Source organism: Sphingobacterium spiritivorum (assembly GCF_016724845.1).
GTDB classification, from domain to species: Bacteria; Bacteroidota; Bacteroidia; order Sphingobacteriales; family Sphingobacteriaceae; genus Sphingobacterium; species Sphingobacterium spiritivorum_A.
This window is the reverse complement of record NZ_CP068082.1, coordinates 1,122,646-1,146,759: the sequence shown is the minus strand read 5'-3', so window position 1 is coordinate 1,146,759 and position 24,114 is coordinate 1,122,646. Positions and strand designations below refer to the sequence as shown.

Sequence of the window (24,114 nt, the reverse complement as noted above, 5' to 3'; positions counted from 1 at the left end):
TATTTTAATGGTTCTTCTTATTGTAAATTTAACCGGATAGGTAGAAGGTATCTGACATTGACGGGAATTCCTCTTTGTATCCCCGGCGACCATTTTCTGAGATTTTCTACTACTCTCACACCGGCTTCTCTCGATCCATATCCTAAGTCTTTCTCTATTTCGATATTGTCAATTTTACCATCTTTTTTCACTACAAAAGATATAATCACGGTTCCGTTAATGTTATTCTCCATCATTTCACGGGAATATTTAAAGGTGTTGGCGACCTTCTGCATCAGACTTCTTATGCCACCGGGATATTCGGGAGCTATTCCCAGTTGTGTATAAAGCGTCTCATTATTTAAGGAATCATAAGTTGTTCCTTTTACCAGTTTACCGGCATTGTATTCTTCTTCAAAGCGGTATTTTTTACCATTAAATGTGCCTTTCCACAGACCGTTTTTCTTATGATTTACATATTCTCCAGACTCTGTATCTTTATCCCAATAGGATGTTGCAGTTCCGTTACCATCTTTTAACACTAACTTGCCTGTAGTGTCAAAGTGTTTGATGTAAAGAGAGTCTTTTACTTTTGTCTTATCATTTTCATAGACCGACTTGTAATACCATACGTCTCTGAGTTGACCTTCCGGATAATAATAAAAAGCCGAATCGATAGCTATACCATCTGTACTGTAAAACTCTTTTGAGGCCAGATTCCCGTTTTCATAGTAGCGATACACGTTCCCATAATATGTAGTAGGATTCTGGATCTTTTTTGTTTTAGCAGTCAATTTTGGTTTATTCCCGTTGACATAGAACTCTTTTATGAAAATAGTGTCCAATTTGCTCTCGGGGATATTCATTACTCTGTAGTAATACGCATTTTCTTTTTTTGCCGATCCGTTATCTTTCTTAAAGTAATTAACTAAATTCTGTTGTGCGTTACTGGCAGAGTAACAACACACGAAAAATAGAACAAGTAATAATTTCATAAAGTTTCTGTATTTGATATGGTTTTTAAAGTTAATAATTATAATGATCTATTTAAAGATCGCTGTAGGAATTAACGTTTTTTTAATGTGACAATTATTTTTCTAAAGATTGATAAGTTTTTATGGAATGATTTAACGTATTGCATCAACGTATAAAATGGTTTTACTTTAAATGTTGTGTTATGTTAGGATCGAAATTAAATATTTACAAAAAGGAATGGCTGGAAGTTATCTTTCAAGGTCGAAATCAATCCTACGGTGCTTATGAGCTTCGTCAATTGTCTCCCAGAGCGACAAATTATGGTCTCGCAATCGTGACTACCTTCGTGTTGTTATGCAGCATGGGTAAATTTGCTTATGATCATATGCCCGGAGAGCAATATGTAACTCCTGTGATGGAGGTGACTCCTGTGACGCTTGATGATTTGGTTGAAAAGATTCCGGAGGAAAAGATTGAAGATCCGCTTCCGGCCGAAAATCAGCCTAAACAGATCGCACAGGATCCTCCGGCATTAGATCTGATCCGCTTTCCGGAACCCACTGTTGTGGACGCCAGAAAGGCAAAAGATGATGTCGCCGCTCAGGATGATTTTAAAGATGACAAAAAATCACCTGCACGTCTTACGTTGAAAGCAATGCCCGGCGGATCGGCAATCGCAAGAGGAGAGTTCGGTGATAAGAAAAAAGATGGTGAAATTACCGGAAAGGGTACAGGTACACTGAGCGGGGGAGACGATAAAGTACATGATATGGTGGCTCTGGAAATTCAACCTGAACCAATAGGGGGCATCAAAGCTTTTATGAAATGGGTCGGAGAAAATTATCAGTATCCTTCTGCAGCACTTGAACAGGGAGTCAATGGTGTAGTGATGGTCTCCTTTGTGATTGAGAAAGACGGTAGTCTTACGGATATTAAGGTAGGGCGCGATCTGAATTTCGGAACCGGAGATGCTGCAATCGCTCTACTGAAAAAAGCCAGAAAGTGGAGTCCCGGAATACAGAATGGCCGTCCGGTACGGGTTGCCTATTCACTTCCGATCCGCCTGAATACTATACAGCAATAAACAGGTGATAGTACTTCATGGAGAATTCAGATCCTGAGATAAGATCAAGTGGCTGTTGAATCCAGAGATTGAAAGGCTTGAAAATAATGTTGGACCATGATATCCCATCCATAATTTTGGGATGTAAAAGTCTGAAAAAGCGGGATCATCTGATCTCGCTTTTTTGAATTCCGATGAAGCGAGTTGATCTCAAGGATCCATGCATCAGCATCCTTTGCCGGTAACAGCCATCCGTTTTTCTGATGCTGTATAGCCTGAGGTATGCCATCAATATCTGCTGCGAGTACCAGAGTACCAGCCTGACAGGCTTCCAGACAGACCAGTCCGAAACCTTCCATATCTCCTGCTATCGGAATATTCGGCATGACAAAAGCCAGAGACCTGTTAAGATACTGCTGTAATTCTATTGCCGGAAGTTTACCCAGATGCCTGAATCTCCTTGTATTGCTGCCTTCCATAGAAAGTTTACGGATCGCGCTTTCGTCAGAAGGATACCCCAGAAATAATAGAATCTGCTCACTTAGATTTTTAGGAAGTACAGCCAGTATACTCTCCAGAAGTGGTTTCTTTTTCTGAAAAGGTCCGACGATAATCAGTTCTATGGATTGATGCAGATGAGGAAGTACTTCTTCGATAAACCAGGAAAAGCCTTTTCTTTTGACCGGACGACCTAATGCTATTATGTATGTCGGGATATTTTTTGTGCCGGATTCTACCGTTAGTAGGGGAGCTACAGGAGGCCGGTCATCTACTCCATTAGCAATCACAAGCATCTTTTTCGCATCGAGTCCTCTGTTTATTGCAGCTGTGGCAGTAGCCTGGCTGACGGCTATAAATTGATGGTAACGGTTAAATTTGGGTAATATCTTCTTTTGAAAGAGCTTATTTGGAAAGACTACGTCTAATCCATGTAAGGTCAGGGATTTTTTCAGATGCGGATATTTGCGGTGCAACAGGCAGAAGGCAGCTAGCAATCCATCATTAAAATGTATAACAGAAATAGACGGGTATTTCCTGCATTTCTGTAAAATTCTTAGCTGAAGCCTCAGAAAGAAATAAAGGATATGTTCCTCTCCTTCATAAACAATCTGGTGAACGGTACAATGTCTGTACATTCCTGTGATCAGTTCGTAACTCTGTTTTTGCATACCTCCGGTACCTGGCGGGTATTTATGACTGACGAATAAGACTTCCATTGAATTTATAAAAGAGAAAATAACAGATCAGCGAAATAAACGTCCATACCAGTTGTCTTGCGCGGCGAAGAACACTGGCACTTATCCATATAGCTGTACCGGTAAGCCCGATACCCGATAACATAATTTTGTTACCCAGTTCTTCAATGCCGATCTGTCCGGGAATAAAAGCGCCCAGACTTTTTACAATAATAACACCCATATCTATAAACAATCCATCCATAGGAGATGCATTTGCCCCTAATAATCTAAGGATGACGTAGAACTCCAGTGAACCAACGAACCAGTGCAGCGTATAGAAGAAAAAGGAATACCAGAAGTAGGAAGGATAATGTTGATAAAATACAGAAGTCTGGCGTAGTATATGGGTAATACGGTACTTAATCTTCAACCAGAAATTCAATTTTATGACAGGTTCTGCAGTCCGTATTTGGGAGGATCTTTTTTTGGTAATGTATAACAGGGAGCATACAATCCCTCCCAGAATAAGTGCAGCTATCAGCAAACCTCCTGTGTAGATTATGGTTGGTTCCTTCCTTTGCATGAGCTGCAGACTATACCAGCAGAGTACGGCCGCCAACAGAAACAGCTGTGATAGAATGGCCATGATGCGGGATAAAAAAACAGCGTGTGTGATCTCTTCTTTGGAAAGGTTTTCATTTCGGAGCATATGCACCTTAAATAGATCTCCTCCGATAACATTGGCAGGATTAAAAAGTCCGATTGTTTCACCAACCTGCCTTACAAAGAACAGTCGGTACATTGAAATCCGTTGACCGGTTGGCGCCATACAGTAATACCAGCCTGCAGTTGCCAGGATATAAGCTATTGCTGTAATAAAAATCAAAGCCATAAACCGGTAACCTACATGGTCTAATGTATCTCCGAGCATTTTAAAATCTGTCTGTACTAAAAAAAGAACCAGACAACCGATGACGATTATGATTCCGAGGATTTTAAGAACTTTTGCCGTCATTATGCAAACTGGTAAGCTTCCTGAGAAGAGATGGTCATGTCTGCAAACTCACTTATATCCCTGAAGTAGATTTCAGAAAGATGTTGCCAATTATGCTGTTTGCTATATTTCAATCCTGCTTTTTTAAATTTTTTACGTAAGTTTTTGTCTGATAACATAAGCTCTATTTTATCAACGTAATCATCCGCCTGCTCAGCATTGCACTTGAAACCATTCTCGCCTTCAATAATAAAGTCCGCACTTCCTCCATCATTTGAAATAATGCAGGGTAATCCTGAAGCCATCGCTTCTATAACCACATTCCCGTATGTTTCAGTGATGGAAGGGAACAGAAACAAAGTTGAAGAGGCATAACAGATAGCCAGCTCTTTATGGGATAGTTTACCTAAGAAAAAGGCATCCGGCATTTGTTCTATGCATGCCGATTTTGCAGTGCCGTCCCCGGCTATAATAAAGTTGCATTCGATATCCCTTTCTTTACACTTATGGTAGATGTCGATTAGGGTCACAAGATTCTTTTCCCATTCCAGCCGGCTGGCAAATAAGATGTTCTGTTTTTTGTTTTTTGTTACCTTTCGCAGATAGTTGTTATCTTTTTTCTTAGGCGAAAAAAGTTCCGTATCAATTCCCCGCTGCCAAAGTGTTAATTTATCCGGCTGTATTCCCAGGTGCTTCAGTTCTTTGGATATCGATACAGAGGGCACATAGACTTTTGTACATTTGTTATAAAACCTTACCGTCTGTTTGATAAACTCTTTTTTAGTAGGCTTGATCAGAAAAGGGGTATTCTTCAGATAATATTCTATATAGCTGATAAAATGAGTATGGTAAATGGTCAGTGTTGGGATATTATTTTTTTCAGCATATTTGAGAGCAAAGTTTCCTAGCATAGAAGGAGTAGCAATATGGATGACATCCGGATCAAATTCCTTAAGCTGCTGTTTCAGCATCTTTTTTGCAATGGCAGGGACAGCCATTGTATAGTTTCTGTTGAATGGGATATGGAAATAGGGAATGCGCAGAGACAGGTGATCGTCGATCTGTTCAGGACCATTTCCGTAGATAAATAGAAACTCAAATTTGGTAGAATCGATCCTGTTGATCAGTTGAAACATCGTGCGAGAAGCTCCGTCAAAGTCTTCAATCATCATCTCGGCAAAGAAAGCCACTTTAATCATATTTTATACCTTTAGTAGTATTTCAATACTAACAAACTGATGTAGCTTAATTGTTAAATCCCGGTTATGTGTTTGTTTGGTTATCTTTAATTAATCATCATTGTAGTGTTACTAAAGTGTTGTCTTTCAGTTGTTAACTTGATTTTTTGAGAGGTTTTGGAAATAAAAGTTTAATAAATAATTAGGGTATAGGTTATACTGCTTGTCTAATTTTAACAAGACAAAACTAAGGAACGATGTACCTACAATATCCCAAATTGCCAAAGAAACGATGGATCTACTTATTGATCCCGATATCGCTTTCTTTCCTAGGATGGAACATGATTCGCACCTCACGCATAACATTAAACTTCAATCGAAGTGATAAGGTTGCTGCCGCATCAATACTGGAACTTCCGGCCTCAAATGCCGGAAGTTTTTCAGTTCTGACCTATAATATTGCCGGATTACCGGAGCCAATCTCGAGTGCTGTCACTCCACGTGCAAGCAGTATTGCAGATATAGGAATGAAGATAAACAGGTATGATGTGGTCAATGTACAGGAAGACTTTAATTACAACAGAGAGTTGTACAGTAATGGAAATGAACATCCTTTCCGAACGGAGACAATGGGTAAAGTTCCTTTTAGTGACGGGCTTAATACACTTTCAAAATATCCGATTTCAGATATTCAGCGTATCCGATGGAAAGACTGTACCGGAGCAGATTGCCTCACGCCCAAGGGATTTAGTGTAGTCAGTTTACAGTTGGCAAAAGATGTATTTGTAGATCTGTATAATATCCATGCTAACGCACAGGATACGCCGGATGCAGCAGTTGCCAGAGGTAAAAATATGGATCAGTTAGCCTCTTTTATAAAAGAGCATTCTAAAGATAAGGCTATACTATTGATGGGAGATTTTAATGCGCATTACAGCTTCGAACTGGATAACGTCCGGAATTTTATAAAAGAAACCAGAATGATAGACACCTGGGTGTATCTGGAAAATAAAGGCATAGTACCGCATATTGATCCAATATATTCAGCAGGCGATATATTAGCTATCCGCAAGGACAAAGAATCTATAGATAAGATCATGTTTCGTAACAGTGCCGATTTGCATTTTATTCCTGAAAGATATACGATTGAAAACAGACTGTTTACGGACAAGTCAGGAATACCTCTTTCTGACCATTGCGCCGTAAGTCTGTCTTTTTCGTGGGAACGATGCAGGTAGAGGCCGTTTGCCTGAAGATGTATTTGTTTTATTCCCCGCTAAAATTTATGGTGACGAAGGTTATAATATTTTCCTGCTGATCTTCGCCAGTATTCCACTTAGGCCCGTTCTCCAGAATACGGACAGCATGCTGATCCGTTACGTTGTCAATTCCCGATATCACCTGAATATGTGATGGTTTTCCATTCGGGTCGATTATGAAGGATAATTCTACTTTTCCTTTAGCAGATGTTCCGATACGTCTGGTTTCTTTTTTGATGTATTTTTCAAAAGCTTTCCATCCGCCTTCAGGTCCTGTTATCTGTTTTACAGACTTCTTCTTGCTGGCATAGTCTGTTACTACGACTTCTTCTAATCTTGCATGTGCAGGACTCAGTTTAACCTGATTGTTGGCTAACTGATTAGATGAAACCTGCTGCGTTTCATATCCAATAGCCCGTACTTCTACTTGTGGATTTGAACCACTTGACAAGAGATGAAACTGTCCGGCTGAATCGGTTACTGCTGTCAGATCCGTATTTTTTATCTTTAAAATTGCGCCTTCCAACGGTAAATTTGTCGATTTATCCATCACCTGTCCGCTTATGACATTATTCACCATGGAATTGCTGGCTACTCCTCGTATACGGACGCCAGCGGCTTTTCCGGCAAGAGCTGTTGTTAGTTCTTCCTTCGGAGAGTTGACAGCGATTTTATCTTCAGATAATCCTCTCAGAACTAATGTAGAGTCTTTGGATAAAGACTCCGAAATATGTACTCTGACTCCAGGAGATTTTTGCTCTATAGCCGCCAGAGTTGATTTTTCATCACTGATATCTGCTTGTTCAGCTTGTGTTGCAATGTCTTCTGTTGGCTTATTCTTTTTTGTAATTACATTAGCCAGACGGTCTGTTTGTGTAGAAGAAGGAGTAGGGGAAGCTTGTTTTGACGTCTTATCCGTTACTTCAGCATCATCTCCTGAATCCGGCGTAATCGGAGTCGAAGGCTCAGAAAGGATTGTACTTGCAATTTCTTTATTTGCAGATTGTTGGTTGATCATTAGTAAAGCACCTGCCGACAAGAGAAGAAGTACAGAGGCTGCAACAACCCATTTTCTCCATACAGGCATTTGTTTTATTGTATTTTCAGATACCCGTTGGGTAATTCGCGCCTTGATGTCAGAGAGATCCTTGCGTACAGTCTCCTCATCACTAAGCTCTATACCCATAATAATATCCATAAGCATGGGATCGTCCTGTGCCTGTCGTTCCAATTCGTACATTTCACGTGGAGAAAGCTCTCCATTGTGGTAGCGACGAATATACTCCAAATCCGGTCTATTCCTGTTCATGGGTTCCCTCCATACAATTTTTCAAATTCCTTTTCCCGTTCTGAATATAACTTTTCACCTCTTTGAGGCTATATCCTGTTATTTCTGAGACTTCATTATAGCATTTTTCATTAAGGAAGAATAAATCTATGCTCTTCTTTTGCTTTTCCGGAAGTTTTTCCAGACAATGCTCCAGCGAGGTCAATTTTTGCTCTTTATCTTCATGATCATCATCCGGATGCAAAGAACCCGGAAATTCCACAAATTCGTCAATAGAAATTTGTTGTTTATTTTTTGCGGACCTTAATTGCATCAGACAATGATTGCGGGAGAGGACATAGAGCCACTTTCCAAAAGAATGAATTTCCTGCTTATTTACTTTGCTGATCAGCTCCTCAAAAATATTCATGACCGCATCTTTACTGCGTTCGCTGTCCTGCAAATAGCGCAAGCACACGAAGTAAACCATTTCCGAATGACTTTGATACAGCTTTCCGAGATAATTCAGATCGCCGGTATCGCGATACAGCAACAAAAGCTGTTCGTCACCTGATTCGGTAGGATATGGTGGAGCGGAATAATTCATTTGATACCCGAAAAATAGACTATTTTTCTTGTTAATAGAAATTAAAATTACCGGAAAGGATGAAATAGGTAGGATTACATTAATAGAGGTTAGTACAAGGCTTGTAATATAGAGCTGTTGTTAGATTAATTAAACAGGTAAAATCTTTTTGCAAGTACTCCTGTTTTTAAAATATAGAATATGACTTGGAATATTTATATTTACTACTATCGTGACGGGTTATGAAATTTTGATGTTTTTAAAACCTTAATAAACCTTTAATAATTATTAACACAAATAGCTTTACTGATCATTGAGAGGACTACTTTTATTATTTTTTGCTAAGGTCATTTTTTCTAATATTACTTTTGCTCAAACTTATTCTCAACTTAATAAATCAGATACTGTAACTATTTCATCGGCAATATTTCAGAAGGAGAGAAAGATAATTATTACAAAATCTAAAGAAGTTAAGAACGGAAACACAAATAATAATTGCATTTTGTATCTCGATGCTAATTTTAAAAACCTTAATGGGATTTTTTTACAATCAGCTAATAATCTGATAGCTAACAATGAAATTCCTCCAAGCTATTTGATAGGTGTTATTCACCAAGACAGAAATGCTGAATTGCTTGAGAAGGATAAATTGCTCAGATTTATTTCAGAAGAAGTAATTCCATGGTTAGAGAAAGAATACAATATATCTAAAAGAATAACCATAGCTGGTCATTCTTTTGGTGCTTACTTTGCTACTTATGCTTTTCTTAAAAAGAATAATCTCTTTAACTCCTGTATAGCACTTAGTCCTGCTTATTGGCCTAATAAGGAAGATGTTTTAAAGTTAATGGATCAGGAAGTGAAAAGCAACTCGGTGGGTGGTGATTTTTACTTATTGGTCGGAGACAAAAGATGGGATGAAATATCTTTGAGACATTATGTTTTTAAAGCTTTTGAAATCCTAAATCATACAAAAGCTGTTCGCTTTAAATTCAATGATCTTGATGGGTTTAGTCACAATGCGACCACAACCGTCGGATTTGGGTTAGGACTTGGTTTTGTATATGATGAATGGGAATGGGAAAATATTTTAGAAGAACAGGAAGACCGACTCAAATCTTTTCCTGACTTTTGGGGGCATCTTGAAATCAAAGCTGATGCACTCTTTCATTTAAAACGTGTGTCAGAAGCAAAAACTGTTTATAAAGAAGCATTAAAGGTAGTTCCAAAAGATGAGGATCTCTCCAAAAAGAAAAAGGAGCAGATATTAAAAAGAATCAAAAGTAAAATAAAAAATTGCCACTAATCAATTTCGAAGATATAAGGTGATTTAGGTAACACTTTTGAATACCTTATAACTAGTAGTGTACAATCTATCAGTTAATACATGCTTAATACCATATCTGTTTTGGCCACATGAAGATTTCTGGTCAAGTGTCCTTTTTTATTTATCCTTATTCAATTCCTTTTGCTGTTCTTTCCATTGCTGTGCAAATGATTTGTCTGCCAGATGTGGTAATTCTCTGTTGTTTCCCCATGCTTTTTTAAAGAAATTGCGCAGGATAAAATTTTTAAATTTTCCGCCAAAAAGATCAATAAGCTTTCTTTTTTTAATAAAATAGGTAAATCCCTTCCAGGCACGTTGTTCCATTGGGGTAGCCAGTTTTTCCTGTACGGAATCTCTGCGGTTCAATAGCAGTTGCTTCTGGATATCAATGCCTACAGGACATACTTCTGTACACTTTCCGCATAGGCTGGATGCATAACTGAGGTGCTTGAACTCTTTCATTCCGCTGAGGTGCGGCGATATAAGTGAGCCTATAGGTCCTGAATAAGTTGTGTCATAGGTATGACCTCCGATGTTTTGGTAAATAGGGCATACATTCAGACACGCACCGCATCTTATACAATACAAGCCCTGGCGCTGATCTTTCTCTGCAAGCAAATTGGTACGACCGTTGTCAAGCAGGATGACATACATCTTTTCCGGACCATCGCTTTCATTTTCCTGACGTGGACCATTCAGAATGGTATTATATACTGTCAGATTCTGCCCTGTTCCGTGTGTGGATAATAAAGGCCAAAAAAGATCCAGATCCAGCATACTGGGAATAATCTTCTCTATCCCGACCAGAGCAATGTGAATATTCGGAAATGTAGTGGTCAGGCGGGCATTTCCTTCATTTTCCGTAATAGCTATACTTCCGGTATCCGCTACCAGAAAATTAGCGCCCGAGATGCCTACTGAGGCAGAAGTATACTTGTCCCGCAACAATTCACGGGCTTTCATTGTCAATTCCTCTGCTGTAGCAGTAAGGGGAGTGTCGAATTTTTCGTGAAACAGTTGTGCAATATCTTCCAGGCTCAGGTGCATGGCTGGTGTGACAATATGATATGGCTTTTGTCCTAACAGCTGGATAATGAATTCTCCCAGATCACTTTCAACAGCTTCTATGTCTTTTTCTGCAAGAAAATGATTAAGCTCAATTTCTTCCGTAGCCATAGATTTGGATTTGATGACACTCTTTGCGCCATGCTGTTCCATAATTTTCCAGATTTCTTCCCTAGCTTCCTCTGCGTCATTCGCCCAGATAACTTTACCTCCTCTGGAAGTGAAATTTGCTTCAAATTCAGGAAGTAATTTATCCAGATTTTCCATCACCTTCCATTTAATCAGATTCGCTTTTGTTTTGGAATTTTCCAGATCAAAAAACTTACTTTTCCCTTTTTCGAAAGCAGCGTTGTACTTATCAATATTGGTATTGATAATGTCCCGATGTTTTTGGTCAAAAGATTTTGTCGAGCTTTCTTTAAGGAATTTATCAGCGATTGTATCAGACATGGATTAGTTTTGGATTTATGCTATTACAAAAGTAAAAAAGTTGGTAATGAATTACCAACTTTATAAATATAACGTTAATTGTTGAGATCTATTTTGTGGATTAATGTTAATTCTTCTCTGAAGATTTAAGGTTCAGAGCCAGATTCAGCTCATCCAGCTGCGCCTGATCTATGGTTGCAGGAGCGTCGATCATCACATCTCTTCCCGAATTGTTCTTAGGGAAAGCAATGACATCACGGATGGTATCCAGACCTGCAAACACAGATACCATACGGTCAAATCCAAAGGCTAATCCACCATGCGGAGGAGCTCCGTAGGTAAATGCTTCCATTAAGAAACCGAATTGTTTCTGCGCATCCTCAGGAGTAAAGCCAAGGTGTCTGAACATAAGCGATTGCAATTCTTTGTCATGAATACGGATAGAGCCGCCACCAATTTCGCTACCATTAAGGACAAAATCGTACGCATTTGCTCTTACTTCTCCCGGATTAGTGTCCAGTAATGGGATATCTTCCGGTTTTGGAGAGGTAAACGGATGGTGCATAGCGTGATAACGGCCTGATTCTTCATCCCATTCCAGTAACGGGAAATCTAATACCCAAAGAGGTGCAAATTTATTTTTGTCACGGAGACCGAGCTGATTACCCACTTCTAATCGCAGCTCATTCAGTTGTTTGCGTACTTTATCTGTAGGACCTGCCATTATCAAAAATAAATCTCCCGGCTTTCCGTCAAATGCAGCAGCCCATTCTTTAAGCTGCTCCTCTGTATAAAATTTATCTACAGACGATTTGATCGTGCCGTCTTCATTATAACGGGCATATACAAGACCTGTGGCTCCTACCTGCGGACGTTTTACATAATCAGTCAATGCGTCAAGTTGTTTGCGGGTATAACCTGCGCAACCATTGGCATTAATGCCGACAACCAGTTCAGCCTGATCAAATACAGGGAAACCTTTTCCTTTTGTAAGCTCATTCAGTTCAACGAATTGCATTCCGAAACGGGTATCCGGTTTGTCAGAACCATAAAGACGCATAGCATCGGCATAAGTCATACGGGGCACTGAACCCAGCTCAAATCCTTTTACAGTTTTGAACAAGTGTTTAGCCAATCCTTCAAACATATTTAGAATGTCCTCCTGTTCTACAAATGACATTTCACAGTCAATCTGCGTAAACTCCGGTTGTCTGTCTGCACGTAGATCTTCATCACGAAAACACTTGACAATCTGAAAATAACGGTCAAATCCGGAGACCATCAATAACTGTTTGAAGGTCTGTGGAGATTGCGGCAACGCATAGAATTCTCCTGCATTCATACGGCTTGGAACCACGAAATCGCGGGCTCCTTCCGGAGTTGACTTAATCAGAACAGGTGTTTCCACCTCCAGAAAATTTTGCTCATCAAGATATCTGCGGATTTCCTGCGCCAGTTTGTGGCGAAGAATAAGATTTTGTCTTACAGGATTACGGCGCAGATCCAGATATCTGAATTTCATGCGCAGATCATCCCCGCCATCCGTTTCATCCTCAATAGTAAAAGGAGGCAGTTTGGAAGCGTTCAATATTTCTAAAGAAGAAACCTTGATCTCAATATCTCCGGTAGGGATTTTTGAGTTTTTACTTGACCGCTCAATAACCTGTCCCTCTACTTTTATAACGTATTCACGCCCCAATTCCCGGGCAGAAGCCCGCAGTTGCTCATTGTCATCTGCGTTAAAAGTCAACTGTGTAATTCCATATCTGTCACGGACATCGATAAAGGTCATTCCTCCCAGATCGCGTGACTTTTGTACCCAACCACTTAAAGTTACGGACTTGCCAAGATCTGAAATCCTAAGCTCTCCGCAGGTATGTGTTCTGTGCATTTCGACTAAAATATTTATCCTGCAAAAATATCTGTTTCCAAGGAGAATAACGAATCTTAGACCGGATATTAAATCAAAATTCCGAAAGAAATGCCGGATAGCAGTACGCACCGCAGGTTTGTTATTTGTGTGTAAGATAGGGCGGGAGAGGATGCGTTTTTTTACATAAAACAAATGAAAAGAGAAGCTGGTGCAGAATACCTGAAAAATGCTCCACTTTGCCCCACTTGCTTTTAGTTTTTTAGTAAAATCGGTCCCTTTTTACTTCTTTTTCAAGCTGAAAAGTAAAATAATATCAAAAAATAAAGATTCTTTTTAAATGCTGAACCAAAATTTATTTTGGTTCAAAAAATTGCTATAAATAGCTATTTTGTAGGTTTTTATGTTTTTGAGTGTGGTGTTTTTTAACTGGCTTTGTAGCGATTTTTCGATGTGGAAAACTTTTTTGTGGTATATTGTGGGGGAAAGTGGGGGAAAGTGTATACTTTTACATCAAATTAGAATAGGATAGTTAGCTAAATGAATCATTTAATCGGAGAATTTGAATGCAAGCTTGACACCAAAGGAAGAATGGTGTTGCCGGCAGCGCTCAAGCGGCAGTTGCCGCATGTGGAGCGTGACGGGCTTGTTGTGAACCGGGGATTTGAGAAACATTTGGTTTTCTATACACGTGAAGAGTGGAATACTATCACAGCTAAGTTGTCAAAATTGAATCAGTTTAACGAGAAGAGCAGGATGTTTGTCCGTGCTTTTACTCGTGGTGCTACAGAGTTGACACTGGATGCTTCTGGTCGTGTACTTCTACCAAAAGGATTGTTGGAATATGCAAACATCGGCGCTGAAGTCGTGCTTGCCTGTCAGTTTAACAAAATAGAGGTTTGGTCGAAAGAAGGGTACGAAGCATTGATGAATGATGGTTTAGGTGATGATTTTGCTGCGTTGGCAGAAGAGGTGATGGGCGGAATGGATTTTGGAGGATTAATGAATGAGTAATGTTTACCATGTTCCGGTAATGCTGAAAGAATGCATTGATGCATTATCCATCAAGCCTGATGGTGTATATGTCGATGTGACGTTTGGTGGCGGGGGACATTCCCGTGAGATATTGAAACATCTGGGTCCTAAGGGGCGGTTATTCGCTTTTGATCAGGATCCCGACGCTTTGGAAAATACCATTGCAGATGAACGATTCACATTAATTCATCAAAACTTCAGGTTTTTGAAAAATAATCTCCGCTTGAACGGAGTCAAAGAAGTTGATGGCATTTTGGCAGATCTGGGTGTTTCCTCACATCAGTTTGATGCAGCCGACAGAGGATTTTCCATTCGCTTTGATGCGGATCTGGATATGCGTATGGATCAGGTATCTGACCTGGACGCAAAAAAAGTTCTTAATACCTATGCTGAAGAGGATTTGCATCGCATATTCGGAATGTATGGCGAAATCATGAATGCTAAATCACTTGCAAAAACGGTGGTGACAGCGAGATTGAGTGCTCCGATAGAGACTGTTGCAGGGCTTAAAGAGGTAATCCGGAAGTTAGTTCCAAAAGGTAAAGAACATAAATACCATGCTCAGGTGTTTCAGGCGCTGCGGATAGAGGTGAATAAAGAGTTGGAAGCTTTGCAGGAATTTTTGTTGCAGACTGTTTCCACGTTAAAGCCTTCGGGAAAGCTTGTGGTGATGTCTTACCATTCTCTTGAAGACCGTTTGGTTAAGAATTTTATGGCTAAAGGTAAGTTTAAGGGAGAAGTAGAGAAGGATTTTTTTGGAAATGAAATAAAGCCTTTTCAGGTGATTACGCGTAAGGCGATTACAGCATCTGAAGAAGAATTGAGTACAAATAACAGGTCTCGTAGTGCAAAACTGCGGGTTGCCGAGAAAAAGGAGCTATAAGTTCGTGGGAGATCGGCATGAAGAGAAATACAATAAAGCAAAAAGAGTTAAGTGAAGAAGTTCAGGAAGAACTTCAGGATACGGTAGAGGAAAAAGCGGAAGAGACCAAGCATTTTATTAAATCGGTCTTTTCTCCGCAAAAGATAACGACCTATTCCGTTGTAAAGAATCTTCCTTTTGTAGCTTTTATCGCTCTTTTGGCGCTTTTATATATTTCTAACCGGCACTTGGCAGAGCGGACAGTTCGGCAGATAGACCGGTTGAGCAAGGAAGTTAAAGAGTTGAGTTGGGATTATAAATCGCTCTCTGCAGAGTTGATGAAGAGAACCACTCAGTCTGAAATAGCAAAACGGGCAGATACATTGGGACTAAAAGAGCGAAAGGAGCCGCCAATTAAAATTGAAGTTGTAAAAGAAGAAAAAAAATAAAATAAAGTAACCGGGCATGAATATTAGAAAATCCATACTTCTAAGAGTGTATCTCGCATTCGGCCTGATGGTATTGGGGGCGCTGGTTGTTTTTGCAAAACTGGTACATCTTCAATATGTAGACGGGGGTAAGTGGAGAGAAATTTCAGATAGTCTGACAATACAGGAGCGAGAGGTAGAGGCTGCGAGAGGGAATATTTATTCAAATGATGGTAGTATTCTGGCAACTTCCATTCCTGAGTATGATTTGCGTTTTGATGCAATGGCTATTCCGGAAGAGGAAGAAGATATTTTTAATTCTAAAGTAGACTCTCTGGCGTATAAGCTGGCTGGTTTTTTCAAAGACAGATCTGCAAGACAGTATTTGGGATTGCTTAAGCAGGCGAGAAGTAAAAAACAGCGGTATGTGATGATCATGCGTGAAGTAACGCATCAGGATCTGAAAAAAGTAAAGGATTTTCCGTTGTTCAAATCCTTTAAGGTCGATAAAGATAAATATTCCGGTGGCCTGATTGTGGAGCGGCATAATAAAAGAATTCTTCCTTTTACCAATCTGGCAGCACGTACCATCGGGTATAAAAATACAAAGGGAATTGACACGGTACGAGTAGGTCTGGAAGGTGCATATGGACACTACATCGACGGTAAGAGTGGTAAAAGATTAGTGCAGCGTATTGCCGGTGGTGTATGGGTGCCGATCAACCGTAATATGGAGGTGGCTCCTGTAGACGGTTCCGATATTATTTCGACGATAGACGTCAATATGCAGGATATGGCACAACGGGCGCTGGAGAAACAATTGCAGATTGTAGACGCAGATAACGGTTGTGTGATTCTGATGGAGGTGAAGACAGGAGAGGTAAGGGCTGTGGCTAATTTCACACGTGATGAAGAAGGTGTGTTCAGGGAGAAATTCAACTACGCGATTGCGCTATCGGCCGAACCGGGATCAACATTCAAACTGGCGTCGTATCTGGCGTTGATCGATGACGGAAAAATAGATTCTTCGACAACAGTTGATGTCGGCAATGGAACCTATAAGGTGCCGGGACATACGATAAAAGATTCGCATGCACCACGGAAATCTATTATGTCTGCCAAATATGCTTTCGAGCAGTCTTCAAATGTGGCGATTACCAAGTTGGTTAACACACATTATAAAGATGATCCCTCAAAGTTTACAGACAAGCTGTACAGCATGGGATTAGGTAAGGCGCTGCAATTGCAGATTCCGGGCGAAGGAGAACCTAAGATTAAAACGCCTAAGGCAAAGTCCTGGAGTAAGCTCTCTTTAGTACAGATGGCTTATGGCTATGAATTGCTCATGACTCCGCTTCAGACATTGACACTGTATAATGCAGTAGCAAATGACGGAAAAATGATAGCGCCTGTATTCGTAAAAGAAATCAGGCATCTTGGGAATACTGTCGAACATTTTCAGGCACGTGTTATCAAGGATAAAATTGCTTCAGAACATGCACTCTCCGAAATAAGGGGAATGATGGAAGGCACAATGATAGAGGGGACAGGTAAAACTCTTCGCAATCCGCTGTATACCTCCGCTGGTAAAACAGGTACAGCACAGATCGCTGATGGAGCGCGCGGATACAGACAACGGAAATATCAATCTTCGTTTGCCGGATATTTTCCTGCTGAAAATCCGAAGTACTCGATGATTGTCGTGATACGTAACCCCAGAAAGGGATATTACGGAGCGTCTACTGCAGGTCCGGTATTTAAGGAACTTGCGGATATGGTCTTTGCCAATGATTTGTCTATGCACGGAACATTTAGCTCCCGCAAGGTAAATCCGGCCGGAGGTAAGACGCCGTTGACATTAAAAGGATCAAGGGAAGCATCGATGAAAGTCTATGAAGCTTTAGGTATACGCTCTTTCGACTGGAATGCCGTAGCACAAGGTGTCGTTGATACTTCAAGTCGCGGAGTCCCTTTTGTAGATGTCAGAGTCAAAGAAGGCATAGTGCCGGATGTAAAAGGAATGGGACTGATTGATGCCATGTATACCATGGAGAATGCAGGATTTAAAACATATGTATCGGGAAAAGGAAAAGTTATTGAACAATCGCTTATTCCCGGTTCAAAGTTGAAGTTTGGAACACAGGTAGCAATCGTATTGAATTAAAAAGATAATGATAAAACTAAAAGACATATTGCATGCTATTCCGGTACAGGAAGTGGTGGGTCAGCTGGATGTTGAGGTGACTTCATTATGTTTTGATTCCCGCAAGGCAAATGAAGGTAGTCTTTTTGTTGCTGTGCGTGGCGTACATACAGACGGACATCTGTTTGTAGAAAAGGCCATTGAGCAAGGATGTACGCTGATCATGGTTGAAGAGATGCCGGAGAAAAAGCACGAAGATGTTACTTATATGATGGTTGCCGATACCGCCTATGCATTGGGTATTGCTGCCGGTAATTTCTATGGAAATCCTTCCCGCGAATTGAAGCTTGTCGGGGTGACAGGTACAAATGGTAAGACCACGATTGCAACATTGCTATTCAATCTGTTTACAGCTCTTGGATATCATGTAGGTTTGCTTTCTACCGTTCAGAATCAGATTGGAGAGCGGATTATACCTGCCACACATACGACTCCGGATCCGGTAGCATTAAATGCATTGCTGCGGGATATGGTAGATGAAGGCTGTGACTACTGTTTTATGGAAGTCAGCTCACATGCAGTCGTACAGCAGCGTATTGCAGGACTTCGGTTTGCCGGAGGTATTTTCAGCAATATCACACACGATCATCTGGATTTTCACAAGACATTTGATAATTACATAAAAGCGAAAAAGAAATTTTTCGATGATCTGGATCGCTTTGCGTTTGCATTGACCAATGGAGATGAAAAGAATGGTTCTGTCATGTTACAGAATACGTTTGCACATAAGAAAACATACGGGCTAAAAGGTGTGGCTGATTTTAAAGCCAAAATCATTGAAAGCCATTTTGATGGTATGCTTCTCAATATTGAAGGCCATGAAGTATGGGTTAAGCTGGTTGGCGAGTTCAATGCTTATAATATACTGGCGGTATATGGAGCTGCAATCTTACTGGAGCAGGAGACTGTAAAAGTTCTGACGGCCCTTAGCCAGATCACAGGTGCGGAAGGACGCTTTGAAGCAATCACATCCAAAAACGGAGTGATTGGTATTGTGGACTATGCTCATACACCGGATGCTGTTGCAAATGTGTTGAGCACCATTAACAATCTACGCAAAAAAGAACAGCAGATTATCACAGTGCTGGGCTGCGGAGGCGATCGGGATAAAACCAAACGCCCGGAAATGGCGGAAGTAGCAGCGAAAATGAGTGATAAAGTGATTATAACTTCAGATAATCCGCGCACCGAAGATCCGGTACAGATTATCAAAGATATGGAGCCGGGTATTCCTGCTGACAGAAAGAAAAATGTATTCTCGATCACAGATCGTAAAGAAGCTATTCGTGCGGCATGTCATCTTGCTCAGCCGGGCGATATTGTTCTTGTCGCAGGTAAAGGGCATGAAAAATATCAGGACATCAATGGTGTGAAACATCATTTTGATGACCGTGAAGAATTGGAAAAAACGTTTAATGAATAATACCAGAAGAGATGTTATACTACTTATTTACATGGTTAAATGAACATATCCACATTCCGGGAGCGGGGTTGTTTCAGTACATCTCCTTCCGTACAGCAATGGCGGTTATTCTTTCATTGATAATCACCACCGTATATGGTAGCAGATTGATTCGCATACTGCATAATAAGCAGGTTGGTGAGACTATTCGCGATTTGGGATTGGAAGGAGAGAAGAAGAAGCAAGGTACGCCAACGATGGGAGGTCTGATTATCATTGCAGGTATACTGGTGCCTACGCTATTGTTTGCGAAGATAGATAACATCTATATCATCCTTATGATCGTGACTACATTATGGATGGGAGCGATCGGTTTTCTGGATGATTATATTAAGGTTTTTAAGAAGAATAAAGAAGGTTTACAAGGAAAGTTCAAAGTAATCGGTCAGGTAGGACTAGGTGTATTCATTGCAGTGACGATGTATTTTCATCCGGAAATAGTTGTTCGTCAGCAGGTAGCTCATCCCGGCTCACTCAAACCGGTAGAAGTGTCAATCAACAGTCAGACCGGTGAGAAATATTACACGGAGAATGTGAAGTCCAGCAAGACAAACATCCCGTTTTATAAGAACAATGAATTTGACTACGCAAAGGTACTGACCATGTTTGGCCTCAGGGGAGACATGATCACCTTTATGGTTTTTCTGGTTATGGTAGTCGTGATTGTGACCGCTGTTTCCAATGGAGCTAATATTACAGATGGGATAGATGGTCTGGCAGCAGGTACATCTACTATAATAGGAATCACACTGGCCATACTGGCATATGTATCCGGTAACGTGATCTTCTCGGACTATCTGAATATCATGTATATACCCAATTCGGGAGAACTCGTGATTTTCGCAGGAGCATTTATCGGGGCCTGTACAGGATTTTTGTGGTACAATGCTTATCCGGCTCAGGTATTTATGGGAGATACGGGAAGTCTGGCGATCGGAGGGATCATTGCTGCTTTTGCCATTCTGATCCGAAAAGAATTATTGATACCCGTACTGTGTGGGGTATTTCTGATAGAAAATCTATCTGTAATGATGCAGGTGGGATATTTTAAATATACAAAGAAGAAATATGGAGAGGGGCGCAGAATTTTTCTGATGTCTCCTTTGCATCACCATTATCAGAAGAAAGGGTATCACGAAGCTAAGATCGTGACACGCTTTGTAATTGTAGGAGTTCTATTAGCAATATTGACAATCGTTACTTTAAAAGTGAGATAAAAAATGGCAAATATAGCGCAGACATATTATCCTCAAAGTGGCAAGCTGATTGTTCTCGGTGCTGGCGAAAGCGGAGTCGGAGCAGCGATACTGGCACTACAAAAAGGATTTGAGGTGCTGGTCTCCGATAAAGGAGTCATTGCCGAAAAATATCAGCAGCAGTTGGAGGATGCCGGTATTGCTTATGAGTCAGGCCATCATTCTGAAGAACTTATTCTGGATGCAGACCTTGTTGTCAAGAGTCCGGGTATTCCGGAGACAGCACCATTGGTGGTTGCATTAAAACAAAAGGGAATTCCGGTTATCGGAGAGATAGAGTTTGCAGCACAATATACAGATGCACGACTCTATTGTATCACGGGTTCAAACGGTAAGTCGACAACTACCATGTTGACCTACTATATACTGCAGAAAGCAGGTGTGAATGTAGGTCTGGCTGGTAATATAGGTCGGAGTTTTGCACTTCAGGTTGCACAGGAGCAATTTGATGTTTATGTATTAGAAATTTCCAGTTTTATGCTGGATGATATGTATCAGTTCCGTGCGGATGTAGCCGTGATCCTTAATATCACACCAGATCATTTAGACCGGTACGACCATAAAATGGAAAACTACGTGGATTCCAAATTCAGGATGATCCGTAACCAGACAGCAAATGATTATTTCATCTATTGTCTGGATGATGAAGAGACAGTAAAAGGGCTGGAGCGACACCACACTGAGGCAACGATCTGGCCTATGACACAGGAACAGGTGATCAATCCCGGCGCATATTTAGATCAAGAGAAGAATATTATAATCAACACCCCTAAAGGAGAGCAATTTATTATGAATACGGAAGATTTGTCATTACAGGGCAAGCACAATGTGTACAACAACATGGCGGCAGGATTAGTAGCGAAAGTTCAGGAATTACGTAACCGTTCTATGCAGGAAAGCATGAGTTCATACGTCAATATCCCGCATAGGTTGGAACATGTGGCTTGTATCGGAGGCGTGAATTATATCAATGACTCCAAAGCGACCAATGTCAATTCTGTTTGGTATGCATTAGAGAGCTTTTCACCACAGATCGTTTTGATCATGGGGGGAGTGGACAAAGGAAATGATTACGAAATGCTTCGTGATCTGGTACGCTCTAAAGTTCGTGCTATCATCTGTATAGGTAAAGATAATACACGTATTCACGAATCATTCGAAGAAGATACAGATGTAATCGTCAACAGTTCTTCTATGAAAGATGCTGTTGAGATTGCTTCACATATAGCGCAAAAAGGAGATACCGTATTGTTATCGCCAGCTTGTGCAAGTTTTGACTGGTTCAAAAATTACGAAGAGCGCGGAGACAAATTCAAAGAAGCTGTAATGGCTTTGTAGAAAAGAACAGAAGTAAACAACATTTAAATAAAACGGAGTATGGAACAACTATTTTCTAAAGCAAAAGGCGATCGCTGGATTTGGATTATAGTCCTCATTTTGTCTGGCTGGTCGTTATTGGCCGTATATAGTTCTGTCGGAACATTAGCCTACAAAGAGGGGAAAGGGACAGAAATGTACCTGTTGAAGCATTTTTCCATAATAGCTATAGGTTTTGTTTTAATGTATTTTTCACATAAAGTGGATTACAGGTATTACGCCGGTATATCCAAGTTGTTGATGTTGATTACCATACCCTTGCTGCTCTATACTTTGTTGTTTGGTAGCAAAGTGAATGACGCAAGTCGGTGGGTGACGATTCCTGTGATCAATCAGACTTTTCAGACATCCGATTTGGCCAAGCTGGCGCTGATTACTTTTCTGGCGAGAATGCTTTCACGCAAGCAGGAAGAAATCAAGGATGTCAAGAAATCCTTTGTTCCGATTATGGGATCGGTCTGTGTTATTTTCGTTTTGATCGCGCTGGCCAATCTTTCGACAGCTCTGATGCTCTTTGGAGTAAGTATTCTGCTGTTGCTGATCGGACGGATCAGTTTTAAACAGATTGCAGTGGTGAGTTTAGGTGTAGGTTTTTTATTGTCTCTGGTCATTCTTTTTGGTCCAAGACGTCAAACTTATTACAGTCGTATCAAATCGTTCTTTAAAACAGAAGAAGTACATACAGAAGAAAGGGTTTCCTTTCAGGATGATAAGAATTATCAGGCGAATAACGCTAAGATTGCGATTGCTACGGGAGGTGTTTTCGGTAAAGGTCCGGGTAACAGTATGCAGCGAAATGTGCTACCTCATCCCTATTCGGATTTTATTTTTGCAATCATTATAGAGGAATACGGGACAATCGGAGGTGTCATCTTACTGACGCTCTACATTGTATTAATGTACCGGTGTATCCGGATCGTGACGATGAGTCCGCGGGCATTCGGTGCTTTTCTGGCGGCAGGCTTAGGCTTTAGTCTCACGATACAGGCTTTGGCCAATATGGCTGTGGCAGTAGGATTAGGTCCGGTCACAGGTGTTCCGTTGCCGCTGGTCAGTATGGGGGGAACATCCATTCTCTTTACCAGTGTAGCATTGGGAATTATCCTGAGTGTGAGCCGGAATATTGAAGAATTAAAAGGAAAAGAAGAGCTGGAGGAAAAAGCGAAACCTAAAAAGGTCGTAGTAGGAACTTTAGCATAAGAGATATAGTAAAAAAGACATGGCAAAGAAAGTAATCATAAGCGGAGGCGGTACAGGAGGGCATATCTTTCCTGCGATAGCGATAGCTAATGCTTTGTTGCGTCTTGATCCGGCTACAGAAATTCTGTTTGTTGGTGCGAATGGTAAAATGGAGATGGAGAAAGTGCCGGCTGCAGGATATCAGATCGAGGGACTGGATATTGTAGGTATCAACCGTCAGCATCTCTGGAAAAATATCATGCTGCCTTTCAAATTGATACGCAGTCTGTGGCAGGCACGGAAAATTATAAAAAAATTCAAACCGGATGTAGCGGTTGGTGTAGGAGGATTTGCTTCAGGACCACTGCTTATGATGGCTAATAGAATGGCGATCCCGACATTGCTTCAGGAACAAAATTCGTATGCAGGAGTGACTAATAAAAAATTGAGTGTGAAGGCTGCCAGGATATGTGTAGCATTTGAGGGAATGGAACAATTTTTTCCGGCAGACAAAATATTGCTAACCGGTAATCCGATCAGACGAGCATCTGTCAATGTTGAAGGTAAAGAACAGGAAGCGTTGAATGCATTTGGTCTGGATATCAATAAAAAGACAATTCTTGTGACAGGAGGAAGTCTCGGAGCACGTACATTAAATGATTGTGTGAAAAATAGTCTGGAGTTGTTGAAGGCTAATGATGTACAGGTCATCTGGCAATGTGGAGGATATTATTATGATAGCCTTCAGCAAGAATTAAAAGAAACATTGCCTGAACAGATAAAAATGACTGCATTTCTGCAACGTATGGATTATGCCTATGCGGCAGCTGACTGTATTATCGCCAGATCCGGTGCCGGGACCATTTCTGAACTATGTGTGGTTGGTAAACCGGTTATTATGGTGCCTTCGCCCAATGTTGCAGAAGATCATCAGACCAAAAATGCGCTTTCACTCGTGAATAAGAAAGCTGCAGTATTAGTCAGAGATGCAGAAGCAGGAGAGAAATTAATTACAACTGCACTTCAGTTATTGAATGATGCGGAGCGATCAGCAGAATTGAGCACCAATATTAAAAAACTGGCATTGCTCGATGCAGATGATGTAATCGCAAAACAGGTTATTGAAATAGCAAAATAGGAAT

20 protein-coding genes are annotated in these 24,114 nt (G+C 40.7%); 12 read left to right on the top strand and 8 right to left on the bottom strand.

Annotated elements, in window-relative coordinates; genetic code table 11:
• Positions 1 to 17: 17 nt before the first annotated feature.
• Positions 18 to 974: an energy transducer TonB gene (locus tag I6J03_RS04825; RefSeq protein ID WP_003012354.1), complete on the bottom strand. Its 957-nt coding sequence runs from the start codon at positions 972 to 974 to the stop codon at positions 18 to 20.
• Between the two features lie 182 nt (positions 975 to 1,156).
• Here I6J03_RS04825 and I6J03_RS04820 point away from each other — a divergent pair, with 182 nt between their 5' ends.
• The gene (locus I6J03_RS04820) at positions 1,157 to 2,038 is read left to right on the top strand and encodes an energy transducer TonB (RefSeq protein ID WP_003012355.1); all 882 of its coding nucleotides are present in this window, start codon (positions 1,157 to 1,159) and stop codon (positions 2,036 to 2,038) included.
• Positions 2,039 to 2,082: 44 nt separating this feature from the next.
• Here the strand turns inward: I6J03_RS04820 and I6J03_RS04815 are convergent, their stop codons facing one another.
• Genes I6J03_RS04815 through I6J03_RS04805 form a run of 3 tightly spaced genes read right to left on the bottom strand, consistent with a single transcriptional unit; the run spans position 2,083 to position 5,388 of the window.
• Positions 2,083 to 3,234: a glycosyltransferase family 4 protein gene (locus I6J03_RS04815; RefSeq protein ID WP_003012356.1), complete on the bottom strand. Its 1,152-nt coding sequence runs from the start codon at positions 3,232 to 3,234 to the stop codon at positions 2,083 to 2,085.
• Entirely contained in the window at positions 3,209 to 4,210 is a 1,002-nt protein-coding gene (locus I6J03_RS04810) for a lysylphosphatidylglycerol synthase transmembrane domain-containing protein (RefSeq protein ID WP_003012357.1), read from the bottom strand. The genes I6J03_RS04815 and I6J03_RS04810 overlap by 26 nt, the downstream gene beginning before the upstream one ends.
• Positions 4,210 to 5,388, bottom strand: coding sequence for a glycosyltransferase (locus I6J03_RS04805; RefSeq protein ID WP_003012358.1), 1,179 nt, complete (start codon positions 5,386 to 5,388; stop codon positions 4,210 to 4,212). The genes I6J03_RS04810 and I6J03_RS04805 overlap by 1 nt, the downstream gene beginning before the upstream one ends.
• A 236-nt stretch (positions 5,389 to 5,624) precedes the next feature.
• Between I6J03_RS04805 and I6J03_RS04800 the strand changes: the two genes are divergently transcribed.
• Positions 5,625 to 6,605 carry an endonuclease/exonuclease/phosphatase family protein gene (locus tag I6J03_RS04800; protein WP_003012359.1) on the top strand — a complete coding sequence of 327 codons (981 nt, stop codon included), beginning with the start codon at positions 5,625 to 5,627 and terminating at the stop codon, positions 6,603 to 6,605.
• A gap of 28 nt (positions 6,606 to 6,633) precedes the next feature.
• Here I6J03_RS04800 and I6J03_RS04795 read toward each other — a convergent pair whose 3' ends face one another.
• On the bottom strand, positions 6,634 to 7,935 hold the full coding sequence (locus I6J03_RS04795) for a carboxypeptidase-like regulatory domain-containing protein (protein ID WP_003012361.1): 1,302 nt from the start codon (positions 7,933 to 7,935) through the stop codon (positions 6,634 to 6,636).
• On the bottom strand, positions 7,922 to 8,500 hold the full coding sequence (locus tag I6J03_RS04790) for an RNA polymerase sigma factor (RefSeq protein WP_003012363.1): 579 nt from the start codon (positions 8,498 to 8,500) through the stop codon (positions 7,922 to 7,924). Before I6J03_RS04790 ends, I6J03_RS04795 begins: the two co-directional genes overlap by 14 nt.
• Before the next feature lie 292 nt (positions 8,501 to 8,792).
• On the opposite strand from I6J03_RS04790, the gene I6J03_RS04785 reads away from it, so the two are divergent.
• A complete protein-coding gene (locus I6J03_RS04785) occupies positions 8,793 to 9,785 on the top strand; it encodes an alpha/beta hydrolase (RefSeq protein ID WP_201694177.1) in 993 nt (330 codons plus the stop codon).
• Between the two features lie 138 nt (positions 9,786 to 9,923).
• Here the strand turns inward: I6J03_RS04785 and I6J03_RS04780 are convergent, their stop codons facing one another.
• Together I6J03_RS04780 and aspS are read right to left on the bottom strand one after the other, a co-directional pair.
• The gene (locus tag I6J03_RS04780) at positions 9,924 to 11,321 is read right to left on the bottom strand and encodes a LutB/LldF family L-lactate oxidation iron-sulfur protein (RefSeq protein ID WP_003012369.1); all 1,398 of its coding nucleotides are present in this window, start codon (positions 11,319 to 11,321) and stop codon (positions 9,924 to 9,926) included.
• Positions 11,322 to 11,427: 106 nt separating this feature from the next.
• Entirely contained in the window at positions 11,428 to 13,191 is a 1,764-nt protein-coding gene (gene aspS, locus I6J03_RS04775; RefSeq protein ID WP_003012371.1) for an aspartate--tRNA ligase, read from the bottom strand.
• A gap of 519 nt (positions 13,192 to 13,710) precedes the next feature.
• On the opposite strand from aspS, the gene mraZ reads away from it, so the two are divergent.
• Genes mraZ through murG form a run of 9 tightly spaced genes read left to right on the top strand, consistent with a single transcriptional unit; the run spans position 13,711 to position 24,110 of the window.
• Positions 13,711 to 14,184, top strand: coding sequence for a division/cell wall cluster transcriptional repressor MraZ (gene mraZ, locus I6J03_RS04770; RefSeq protein WP_003002303.1), 474 nt, complete (start codon positions 13,711 to 13,713; stop codon positions 14,182 to 14,184).
• Positions 14,177 to 15,088: a 16S rRNA (cytosine(1402)-N(4))-methyltransferase RsmH gene (gene rsmH / locus I6J03_RS04765; RefSeq protein ID WP_003012376.1), complete on the top strand. Its 912-nt coding sequence runs from the start codon at positions 14,177 to 14,179 to the stop codon at positions 15,086 to 15,088. The genes mraZ and rsmH overlap by 8 nt, the downstream gene beginning before the upstream one ends.
• A 17-nt stretch (positions 15,089 to 15,105) precedes the next feature.
• On the top strand, positions 15,106 to 15,516 hold the full coding sequence (locus I6J03_RS04760) for an FtsL-like putative cell division protein (RefSeq protein WP_003012377.1): 411 nt from the start codon (positions 15,106 to 15,108) through the stop codon (positions 15,514 to 15,516).
• Positions 15,517 to 15,532: 16 nt separating this feature from the next.
• Entirely contained in the window at positions 15,533 to 17,659 is a 2,127-nt protein-coding gene (locus tag I6J03_RS04755) for a penicillin-binding protein (protein ID WP_003012379.1), read from the top strand.
• Positions 17,660 to 17,666: 7 nt separating this feature from the next.
• Positions 17,667 to 19,121 (top strand): UDP-N-acetylmuramoyl-L-alanyl-D-glutamate--2,6-diaminopimelate ligase, encoded by a 1,455-nt coding sequence (locus tag I6J03_RS04750; protein ID WP_003012381.1) that lies wholly within the window; start codon positions 17,667 to 17,669, stop codon positions 19,119 to 19,121.
• A gap of 11 nt (positions 19,122 to 19,132) precedes the next feature.
• Positions 19,133 to 20,377 (top strand): phospho-N-acetylmuramoyl-pentapeptide-transferase, encoded by a 1,245-nt coding sequence (gene mraY / locus I6J03_RS04745; RefSeq protein WP_003002298.1) that lies wholly within the window; start codon positions 19,133 to 19,135, stop codon positions 20,375 to 20,377.
• Between the two features lie 3 nt (positions 20,378 to 20,380).
• Positions 20,381 to 21,754, top strand: a complete 1,374-nt coding sequence (gene murD, locus I6J03_RS04740) for a UDP-N-acetylmuramoyl-L-alanine--D-glutamate ligase (RefSeq protein WP_003012383.1) — start codon at positions 20,381 to 20,383, stop codon at positions 21,752 to 21,754.
• 39 nt (positions 21,755 to 21,793) lie between these two features.
• Positions 21,794 to 22,993, top strand: coding sequence for an FtsW/RodA/SpoVE family cell cycle protein (locus I6J03_RS04735; protein ID WP_003002296.1), 1,200 nt, complete (start codon positions 21,794 to 21,796; stop codon positions 22,991 to 22,993).
• A gap of 19 nt (positions 22,994 to 23,012) precedes the next feature.
• On the top strand, positions 23,013 to 24,110 hold the full coding sequence (gene murG, locus I6J03_RS04730) for an undecaprenyldiphospho-muramoylpentapeptide beta-N-acetylglucosaminyltransferase (RefSeq protein ID WP_201694176.1): 1,098 nt from the start codon (positions 23,013 to 23,015) through the stop codon (positions 24,108 to 24,110).
• The last annotated feature ends 4 nt before the right edge of the window (positions 24,111 to 24,114 follow it).